This window comes from Pontibacterium granulatum (assembly GCF_029961155.1).
Lineage (GTDB): Bacteria > Pseudomonadota > Gammaproteobacteria > Pseudomonadales > Balneatricaceae > Pontibacterium > Pontibacterium granulatum.
Window position 1 is genome coordinate 116,077 of record NZ_JASBRH010000013.1, and the last position, 8,125, is coordinate 124,201.

At 51.4% G+C, this 8,125-nt stretch carries 14 protein-coding genes; 11 read left to right on the forward strand and 3 right to left on the reverse strand.

All coding sequences use genetic code 11. The features are described 5' to 3' along the window. The first annotated feature begins 391 nt into the window (after window positions 1-391). A complete protein-coding gene (locus QKW35_RS13520) occupies window positions 392-1,249 on the forward strand; it encodes a DUF5677 domain-containing protein (RefSeq protein ID WP_282353854.1) in 858 nt (285 codons plus the stop codon). Between the two features lie 96 nt (window positions 1,250-1,345). Here QKW35_RS13520 and QKW35_RS21340 read toward each other — a convergent pair whose 3' ends face one another. Further along, window positions 1,346-1,423 (reverse strand): carbon storage regulator, encoded by a 78-nt coding sequence (locus QKW35_RS21340; protein WP_425608005.1) that lies wholly within the window; start codon window positions 1,421-1,423, stop codon window positions 1,346-1,348. 15 nt (window positions 1,424-1,438) lie between these two features. After that, window positions 1,439-1,837, reverse strand: coding sequence for a hypothetical protein (locus tag QKW35_RS13525; RefSeq protein ID WP_282353855.1), 399 nt, complete (start codon window positions 1,835-1,837; stop codon window positions 1,439-1,441). Window positions 1,838-1,941: 104 nt separating this feature from the next. On the opposite strand from QKW35_RS13525, the gene QKW35_RS13530 reads away from it, so the two are divergent. The 10 genes from QKW35_RS13530 to QKW35_RS13575 all read left to right on the forward strand — a co-directional run bounded on the left by QKW35_RS13530 (window position 1,942) and on the right by QKW35_RS13575 (window position 7,792). Beyond that, on the forward strand, window positions 1,942-2,184 hold the full coding sequence (locus QKW35_RS13530) for a hypothetical protein (RefSeq protein WP_282353856.1): 243 nt from the start codon (window positions 1,942-1,944) through the stop codon (window positions 2,182-2,184). Beyond that, the gene (locus QKW35_RS13535; RefSeq protein ID WP_282353858.1) at window positions 2,181-2,654 is read left to right on the forward strand and encodes a hypothetical protein; all 474 of its coding nucleotides are present in this window, start codon (window positions 2,181-2,183) and stop codon (window positions 2,652-2,654) included. The genes QKW35_RS13530 and QKW35_RS13535 overlap by 4 nt, the downstream gene beginning before the upstream one ends. Before the next feature lie 2 nt (window positions 2,655-2,656). Next, a complete protein-coding gene (locus tag QKW35_RS13540; protein ID WP_282353859.1) occupies window positions 2,657-3,142 on the forward strand; it encodes a hypothetical protein in 486 nt (161 codons plus the stop codon). Continuing rightward, window positions 3,139-3,480 carry a hypothetical protein gene (locus tag QKW35_RS13545; RefSeq protein ID WP_282353861.1) on the forward strand — a complete coding sequence of 114 codons (342 nt, stop codon included), beginning with the start codon at window positions 3,139-3,141 and terminating at the stop codon, window positions 3,478-3,480. Before QKW35_RS13540 ends, QKW35_RS13545 begins: the two co-directional genes overlap by 4 nt. 14 nt (window positions 3,481-3,494) lie before the next feature. After that, the gene (locus QKW35_RS13550; RefSeq protein WP_282353862.1) at window positions 3,495-3,806 is read left to right on the forward strand and encodes a hypothetical protein; all 312 of its coding nucleotides are present in this window, start codon (window positions 3,495-3,497) and stop codon (window positions 3,804-3,806) included. 17 nt (window positions 3,807-3,823) lie between these two features. Further along, a complete protein-coding gene (locus tag QKW35_RS13555) occupies window positions 3,824-4,159 on the forward strand; it encodes a hypothetical protein (RefSeq protein WP_282353863.1) in 336 nt (111 codons plus the stop codon). Between the two features lie 13 nt (window positions 4,160-4,172). Next, window positions 4,173-4,451 carry a hypothetical protein gene (locus QKW35_RS13560; protein ID WP_282353864.1) on the forward strand — a complete coding sequence of 93 codons (279 nt, stop codon included), beginning with the start codon at window positions 4,173-4,175 and terminating at the stop codon, window positions 4,449-4,451. Between the two features lie 115 nt (window positions 4,452-4,566). Continuing rightward, window positions 4,567-6,099, forward strand: a complete 1,533-nt coding sequence (locus QKW35_RS13565) for a hypothetical protein (protein ID WP_282353865.1) — start codon at window positions 4,567-4,569, stop codon at window positions 6,097-6,099. 2 nt (window positions 6,100-6,101) lie between these two features. Then, on the forward strand, window positions 6,102-6,425 hold the full coding sequence (locus QKW35_RS13570; protein WP_282353866.1) for a DUF2523 family protein: 324 nt from the start codon (window positions 6,102-6,104) through the stop codon (window positions 6,423-6,425). Beyond that, the gene (locus QKW35_RS13575; RefSeq protein WP_282353867.1) at window positions 6,422-7,792 is read left to right on the forward strand and encodes a zonular occludens toxin family protein; all 1,371 of its coding nucleotides are present in this window, start codon (window positions 6,422-6,424) and stop codon (window positions 7,790-7,792) included. The genes QKW35_RS13570 and QKW35_RS13575 overlap by 4 nt, the downstream gene beginning before the upstream one ends. Here QKW35_RS13575 and QKW35_RS13580 read toward each other — a convergent pair. Further along, window positions 7,775-8,017 (reverse strand): hypothetical protein, encoded by a 243-nt coding sequence (locus QKW35_RS13580; protein ID WP_282353869.1) that lies wholly within the window; start codon window positions 8,015-8,017, stop codon window positions 7,775-7,777. The two genes, QKW35_RS13575 and QKW35_RS13580, sit on opposite strands and share 18 nt — an antisense overlap. Window positions 8,018-8,125: the final 108 nt, after the last annotated feature.

Below are 8,125 nucleotides of genomic sequence, written 5' to 3' on the forward strand. Positions count from 1 at the left end.
AGCAAGGACTATAGCCAAAAACCCGAGAATACTAGCCCACAAAAGAAGAAACGAACGAAACCAGATTAAAGCAATGCTTAACTATTATGAAGCAATTGAAGAGATACTTTTCGACGAGAGAGCTTTAATTCCTCAAAGTATATTTGGACTACTACACGATCAAAAACGCAATATAGGAATGTTCACATCCGCCTGCAATACGTACGCAAAATCATACAACGACAGGAGTGATGAACAGAACTCGCATAAAGAACACCAGATCAGCAAAATTTATATAAGCTTAGAGCAAGGGTGTGAAGAATTCATAAACAAAGCACAAGAGTACTTACACAAGGACACAATAAAGAACTAGTCTCCGGCTATAATCCACCTTTACCATTAAGGTCATCAAATGAAATATCAGCTTGAAAAATGGACTTCGCTAGCAAGCCATTTCATCGGTGAACACTTTGACAACTGCAAGGCGCTATTGGACAAAGACTATGACGGTCTCCATCCACAGGTTCGCTTTGTTAGCACGCAGCTTTACTTATCATGTCACTTCAGTAGTGAAAGCTCACTAATCCTACTAAGAGAAGGCCGTGAATGGGATGCAGACATAATAAGCAGATCAGTTATTGAGGGCACGGTTAAATATATATATATGCTTCAAGGCAATGACGGCGAAAAGCTCACCAGATCAATAGAGTACTGGGAACGGCTTCCAAACTACGCTGCAATTAAAAGGAGCTCAAGAGCCGAGTCATTTCTGCTTGATATAGAGGAAAGCGATTCTTTGGAGTGGCAAGCTATTAGAGATCTTGTGTTAAGCGACTCTGAGATTGAAGCATACAGAGCGGGCAGCAATACTAAAGAACGAAAGCTTTTGGAGCAAAAGTGGTCTTTCAGTCAAATCATCAAAAACTACGCAAATGATAGTGAGGAAGGCTTAGAGTATTTGGCCCATTTAGCCCACGATTATGGAATGAGTAGCCATTTAATTCACAAGGACGGTGACGGTGTAGGAATGATTTGGGAGCGTTCTCAACGAGAAGCTGAGCGATTAAATGCTGTTAAAATTGCGCATATAGCTAAATCAATTTCTGACCTGTGTACTTTTTCAGAAATAAGGTCTATCTATTTGCATAAAAGTTGCAACCTGGATTACAGCTTTGTTAGAGCTCTAAAAGATTCATATCATGCGTTATTTTTAGAGTTGCAACAGGCCACTGAAAGCTTTGTAGAGAAGGAATACGGCACTGAAACTTAAATGGTTGCCTATTGGATATTGGTTCAGGGCCTGAAAGCTAGAAATGTACTGACATTTATTTAAAGAAATTTTCCTAATCCTCCTCTATTCAACGTATTAATAATGACGAAAGGAGACGGTGATATCGTCTCCTATGCGGATGTTCTGATCTTCCTTGATGGTTAGTACAAGCATTCCCTGCTCTCCTAGTTATACTGCCTTGGAGTCTTCTAAGGCAGTTACGTTCCTTTGTTTAGATAGCCGTTCCAAGATTAGGTCGGCGGTTTGATCTGGGGTTAACAGTACCCCTTCCATATCCTTTGCATCAAGAATGCTAATGATCGCTTCTCTCAAGGTAACGGTTTCACCAGCTTCCGAAGGTGAAGTCTGACCCACTTCGGGCATAGTTTTTCCAGTCACTAGCCAAAACACATACTCAGGCCAGTGTTCTTCTATCGCCTTAATGTGGTCCTCATTAACCCTTTGTACGCCGTGACAGACACTCTTCCATGTCCCCGACTTGATGCCGGTAAGTTCTTCAAATTCTTTGTATTTCTTTCGTTCTGAAGACCCGTTTATATCAATAAGTTCTCGAACTCTATCTTTCATATAACGATTTATTATCGTTAAACTATTTACGTCTAATTATTTAGCGTTATATAGTTTAACCGTAGTTTGATTGATTGGCATTAATCATAGTACAGGAAAACGGCATGTTATCTGAAGGAACAATTCCATCCGCACCGATCATGGACCAGCAAGCCTTTGCTGATTCTGTTGGTGTCTCTATCAAAAGCGTTCGTGATTACGTGGGTAAGGGCTATCTCCCCGTTGTGAAGCTTTCGAACTGTGATACTGAGTCGAAACGCTCTTTCATCAACGTGTTCATCTTGCAGGAATGGCTTCGTGATCAAGGCGAAGAGTGGTTAATCCAAATGCGGGAGAACCAATCATGAATCGCCAGCACTACATCAACGCACTACGCGAGGCCAGCAAAGCCCGTGTAATCACGGCACAGGCGATGCGTGACATCGATCATCTGTATACCGATGCGGCCATTAACGGCCCTCTCGGCATCCTGGTCGATCCTGTCTTTGTTCGGTATATCCGTCTAATCGACGCACGCCACAACCGTACCTCCTATCACGCGGGCTTTACCCCTGCACAACGTCGCCTAGCGGCTTTTGCATCCCACCGCGAGATAGAGATCAGTTCCCGTAAAGCTGCTCTTACAGGGGACAGCAGCTTGGGGCGCAAGGCAGCTCACCCTGTCTTGCGTTTTGGTTCGCTGATTCGTGACCTGTTCTCATACCCAAACCCTAGAACGGGCCACACATCAGCAACTATGGCGGTATCTTCCGCTACACCTGCGGGCTGTTATGCCGTGGCTCGCGGGTGTTCTCCTACTTCGGCAAAGGTGCACTAACCATGTTTGGTCTGTTGCACCCTGCGGCCCCTGGTGAATACTGCCCACGATGCAGGCAACCGTACGACGGTCGCTTGAAATCGTTTATCGCATTCACCGATCCGGCCACACAAACCCACCTCACAACCGTCTACGGCTCTGAGTGCTGCCAGAAATGCGAGTACACCCTACTTCGCTGGCCACTGGCTAAACGCAGCACCATCGCCGCACAGGTGGGGCTGGTTGGGTTTCTGCACTACTACACACGCGAAAGCCGCGCTGTACGGGTTACCCCTCGCGGCGTTCGTCCTGCACATGTTTCCGAAAGTTCGGCGGTTCATCTGTGTTTGGTGTCCTGGGGGAACAATACACCCAAGGGCAATCCACGCCCGGAGAAAAAGCCGCTCCGCACTTCCGAAAGCATGTTCGGCTCTGTTGCCCATCAGCTGCCGTCGGAGCTACCGCGCCGCGCACTACGCAAACCGTCACTGAAGAGGGCGAAACCATGAGACTGAACAAACGAGAACAGCTGGCCCTGCACGCATTAGACAAGATCGCAGAGGCGCTATCTGGCGGTGCTACCGCCCTGCTCTCTCAGGCAGAGGCCAACGCACTACAACACTGCCTTGGATTTGATATTTGGGAATCTACAACGCCAAAAGGTGAGATCAACGCACTCGTTCGCGGAAAGGATATTCCGGTCGTGTTGCTGGTATCACCGATAGAACCAACGGCGCGCCCACCGCGCAATTGTTTCTTCCCATTCCAGATCAAGGAATACGACTCGAAATTAATCACGTGTCCGCGATGCCACAGCCGCAAGCGGGTAGCACGTATGAACGGCTGAGAAAGGTGAAAGTCATGCAAGCATCAATGAAAGTTCAAGTACTGGCAGCGAAGCGTTTCAAGATGGACAACGGCTACGCCGCAACCACCCTCTACTGCGTCGGCGCAATGGTCGATGAGCAGGACAAATTCGGTAAACCGCCCATGAAACTGAGCGGTGATTTTGACGTGCTCGACCAGCTGCGCGGAAACATCCCCGGCGAAATGGAACTGAATGTGGAATTCCGCCAGGGCTCCAAAGACAAGCTCGAACAGTACGTGCTGAGCGCTACGCCGGTAGATCGTCCAGCGGCTCAGAAGCCAGCACAGACTGCACCGGCTAAGTAAGCACCAGGGCAATCAACGTGGCGACCTACCTGATCTGCAACGGCGCAACCGAGTATTTCGACAAGGGAAATACACGCTTTAAGTGTACCGAGGCGTTAGAGCTGTACAACGAATCAGAGTTGGTCGCCATTCTCGAAGCCCGCGGTGTGATTTCAGATTCGCCGCAAGCCGGTCTTGATCCTGCATCGCTGGACCGACTCGCGGCAGCAATCGAGCAGTTTAACCAGTTAATGGAGACGCTGTTCGTATTTGATCCTGAACTCTTTGGGATCGTTCTTTTGGGATGCCTCATGCTCTTTTCTAAGGGTTGGGGTCTCGGTGTGATAGTGCGTCGAATGTCGGCGCGTCAATAAAGGTAAAACGGAAATGAATAAATTCCTGATGGATCGTAAAGATCGTGCTGCCCAAGCTTTTGGAACCCTGCGTTCTAAGGGGGCGACCGTAGCAAAAGCCACCGGTACTGCACTGGCTGTAGGTGCGGCATTTGTCGGTACCGAAGCAATGGCCCTCTCTGCTGAGCAGAACACCGCAATTTCTACCGCTTATGGTGAGACCGAAACCTCAGTCGGTTTGATCATTACCGGTATTTTCGGTGTGGCCCTGCTGCTGGCGGGCTTTGGTTACGTGCTGAAAACCATGCGCTGATGGTTACCTCCGTTGTTCTGGCTGTAGCGTGGTTCTCCTCGTGGAAATACGGCTGGTATACCGGACGTATCACCTAAGGGGGCTTCGGCCTCCTTTTTCATTTCTGGGGTGTGTCGTGAAACGAGTTATCGATTTAGGGTTGATCTGGGTGCTGGGGATCGTCGGTGGGGCGTTGGTGGCGTTGCCTGCGCAGGCGTATGACGGGATTTACTGGTCCGGTTGGTATGCGCCACCTGCGGGAACGCCTGAGGAAGGCTGTGCGGTTTTCTCAGCGGGATACTCAACGGTATCTGCGGCGTATAGCCCATACAATCCAGATGCGTTTGTATGCTACCCGTATTCCTCTACCCAGCATGATAGCCAGTGTACGGGACCGGCAAATCCGAGGGACGACTGTGTGGGTGACAGCCTGCAAGGGCTCGGTGGCAAACGTACCACCATCGAAAAGAAAATCTGTCCTGATCCTTTGCCAACAAACAATCCGTCTTTAATTGAGGCATGTGGTCAACAGCCGGTCGATTGCCCTGATGAGGGAACCGTTAAGCGTGTTGGCACAGCGGTTAACGGCACGATAGAGAACGGCGTGTTTAAAGAGGAATTCCCCGAAGGTGGCTTTACCCTGGGCGGCGTCTTATCTGCCGGTGGCTGTGAATATGTCAGCCCGACCATGCTGCAACCCGGCGCACCTGGGTACGGCACTGACCTGAACTCACAAGTTAAATGCACCAAGGCCGGTTCCTGCTTTCGCTACTACAACTACGTGGCATCGGGTCAGGCCCGGGAAGCCGGTGAAAATGAACCGTGGTCAGGTGTTGCAGGTGATCCAGAATTCCCAGAGGTTCCGAACGAACAGACGGAAGCCTCAACCGATACACGCGAAAGTCGTACCACCACCGCCTCGACCGATCCGATTACCGAACAAGTCGGTGATACCACGCAGACCACCCAAACCGTCACCACCACGGAAACCCGAGGAGACGGCAGCGTTGTTCAAACGCAGGATGAGATTACGACGGTGACGCGCTCCAACGGCATCACCCGCACCGACACCAAAACCACCGTTACCACCACCAACGCAGACGGTTCAAAGACCGTCGAGACCACCAATAACATCAGCTACACCCAAGCGCCGCAGACCATCTACAACATCGATAACTCAACCGGACGCGTGACCGTGACCGCAACCGGTGGGGGCACGACCAGCCAGCAGACCCGCACCACGGAAGACTACAACCCGCAGGGCGAGAAGGTCTCAGAGAGCAAAGAGGAAGGCCCTGTTACCGGGGACGATGCCGCCAAACAGCAGCAGGAAGAAGAGACCTGTAAGACCAACCCGCTCCTGGATAAGTGCATCGGCGACTTCAAAAAAACGGCCAAGGGTGAATTTGGCGACATCGCTGGGAAAGTGCTGGATGCCAAAGAAGAGTACATGGACACCTTCGAAGACATTAAAACGCAAGCCACCGCCAAGCTGAACTTCAACCTGTCCGGCGGCGGTTCAACCAGTGATTACATTGTGTCGTTCCGGGGTGTGGAGGGAAACATCGGCATCACACGGTGGTTCTCACTGTTTGATCAATACGACCTGGCGGCGCTGGTCATGGCGATTGCTGCACTGATTGCCGTCTTTGTGATTTTGAGGGCTTAACGATGGGCGATATTTTAGATGCAATCCAAGGAATCTATGACTTCCTGGTCAGTGGCTCCTATACATTCGTGCAGGAGATATTTGCACAGATCACCCTATGGATCATGGTCTGGTACTTCAAAGCAAAGGCCGCAGCGCTGGTGTTCCTGTGGGGTGTCGGTCAGGCCATGCTCGACCAGCTCAATATTTCCGGCCTGATCAACCAGTACTGGGGTCAGCTGGACAGTGGCTTCTTGGGCTTTATCACCCGCTACAAAATCCCCGAAGCCCTTAACCTCGTTTTGAACGCCCACCTCACCAAGTTCCTATGGAGGATGATGGCATGACCACAGCTATCCATCACGGCCCACCGGGTTCTTTTAAATCCTTCGGCACCGTTCAACGCGCCATGATTCCCGCCCTGAAAGAGGGGCGTACGGTTGTGACCAACATTCGTGGTTTCCAGTCGCTTGAACGTATCGAGCAAGCGTTAGAGATCAAGCTCCCGCCCGAAGCCAAGATCATTTATGTCGAAGCGGATAAGGACAAAGGCTTTCAGGCCATGGCGCGCTTCTTTCATTGGGCACCGCTCGGCGCATTGATCGCGATTGATGAGACCCAACGGGTGTGGTCTAAGAAGCGTGACGCCAAGTTGGACAAGTATGATCTGAAGCTCACCGACGACGACGGCGAAGAACGCTCAGCAGACGACATCAAACGCGACTGCCCCCTTTGGGACGGTGAGTACGAACGGCCCGAGACCGTCGAAAACGCGTTTGACCAGCACCGCCATTACAACTGGGACATCTACTGCACCACGCCCAACATCGCCAAGGTGCATCCCGAAGTGCGGCTGGTCGCTGAGATCGCTTATCGGCACAGAGGCTTGGGTTCTCTGTTGCCGCAGTGGAAAAATAAATGGAAGGAGTTTCCCCATGACGCAGAATCGAGCGGTAAGCAACTCAGTCATTACCTGGGTGACGCACAACGATACACGGCTGACCAAAGAGTCTTCGCCTGTTATCAAAGCACTAAGACAGGAAAAGCTAAAGGGACATCAGAAGCTCGGCCTCTTTATCGAGACCCTAAGATACAGATGTTCACAGCGGCTTTCCTCGGGTGCCTCGGGTACTTCATTTATGCGCTCGATCATGTCCTCGAAAGCAATCCGATTTTTAACGCGATTGTGTCAACGGACGTTGAAGAAACTGGGCCAGGTCCTGCTGAAGTTGCTGGGCGTCCTAGTGGGGATGGTGATCGTGGGCATGTTGATTCGACTCAGTATGCGAGCGCTTTTGATCGTCTAGCACCTGCGCTTACAGCCAATACGCCGGAGCCAGTGCAAGCCCCCGCCGTTGAGTCACCGAAACCCAGCATTCAAAGCGCGTTGCTCGTCTCAGACGATCCGCTCGGCCATTACTTCAGCGCTGGCTATGACGTGCGCCTTGCTGCTGCCGTCTTTGTGCCTGGACGGGAAAGCCTCTACTACCGCGTCACCGTCTACCAGAACGGCGACCGCATCGACCAGTTCAGCCAAGACGAAGTACGGGCCTACGGCTATCAAGAAGATTACGGGGCTGCGGGCCTGCGCCTCCGGCGCGGCGAAGCCGTATTTCTCGTGCGTCCATTGGTGGCCCGTCGTATTCGATCTTCTGAGCCGATAGCACCGCGTAAGCCGGTCATCACCGACAGGCTTTCAGTCGTGAACATGTAAGCCCAACAGCTTTCGAACAGTACCGGATACCCAAGCAATGGCACGTTTCAGCAAGGACCGCTTTCCAGGTCGCCAGCACAGCAACTCCCGCAGTACAAACGGCAACGGCAGTTGTACCGCTACGGGAATCACGCGCGGTTTGCGTTTAGCACCGCGTTTCTTCCGTTTCGGGAACTCCGGTAGTTCCATCGGTAGCAACAGCTGTATCCAAATGTCCTTTTCCATGCCGTCTGCCTCCTCGCCTTGGTTTATCAGTGATGGTCGCGCTCGCTTGCGAGCATGGGCGGCCATTGCTGATGAACATCACCCAACTGAGCGCACTGAGACAGTCAA

Bases quoted from the DNA above. Each gene is read 5' to 3' on its own strand.
- QKW35_RS13520 (WP_282353854.1), top strand. From the start codon at position 392: ATGAAATATCAGCTTGAAAAATGGACTTCGCTAGCAAGCCATTTCATC.
- QKW35_RS13580 (WP_282353869.1), bottom strand. From the start codon at position 8,017: ATGGAAAAGGACATTTGGATACAGCTGTTGCTACCGATGGAACTACCG.
- QKW35_RS13540 (WP_282353859.1), top strand. From the start codon at position 2,657: ATGTTTGGTCTGTTGCACCCTGCGGCCCCTGGTGAATACTGCCCACGA.
- QKW35_RS13530 (WP_282353856.1), top strand. From the start codon at position 1,942: ATGTTATCTGAAGGAACAATTCCATCCGCACCGATCATGGACCAGCAA.
- QKW35_RS13570 (WP_282353866.1), top strand. From the start codon at position 6,102: ATGGGCGATATTTTAGATGCAATCCAAGGAATCTATGACTTCCTGGTC.
- QKW35_RS13560 (WP_282353864.1), top strand. From the start codon at position 4,173: ATGAATAAATTCCTGATGGATCGTAAAGATCGTGCTGCCCAAGCTTTT.
- QKW35_RS21340 (WP_425608005.1), bottom strand. From the start codon at position 1,423: ATGCTTGTACTAACCATCAAGGAAGATCAGAACATCCGCATAGGAGAC.
- QKW35_RS13525 (WP_282353855.1), bottom strand. From the start codon at position 1,837: ATGAAAGATAGAGTTCGAGAACTTATTGATATAAACGGGTCTTCAGAA.
- QKW35_RS13535 (WP_282353858.1), top strand. From the start codon at position 2,181: ATGAATCGCCAGCACTACATCAACGCACTACGCGAGGCCAGCAAAGCC.
- QKW35_RS13545 (WP_282353861.1), top strand. From the start codon at position 3,139: ATGAGACTGAACAAACGAGAACAGCTGGCCCTGCACGCATTAGACAAG.
- QKW35_RS13575 (WP_282353867.1), top strand. From the start codon at position 6,422: ATGACCACAGCTATCCATCACGGCCCACCGGGTTCTTTTAAATCCTTC.
- QKW35_RS13550 (WP_282353862.1), top strand. From the start codon at position 3,495: ATGCAAGCATCAATGAAAGTTCAAGTACTGGCAGCGAAGCGTTTCAAG.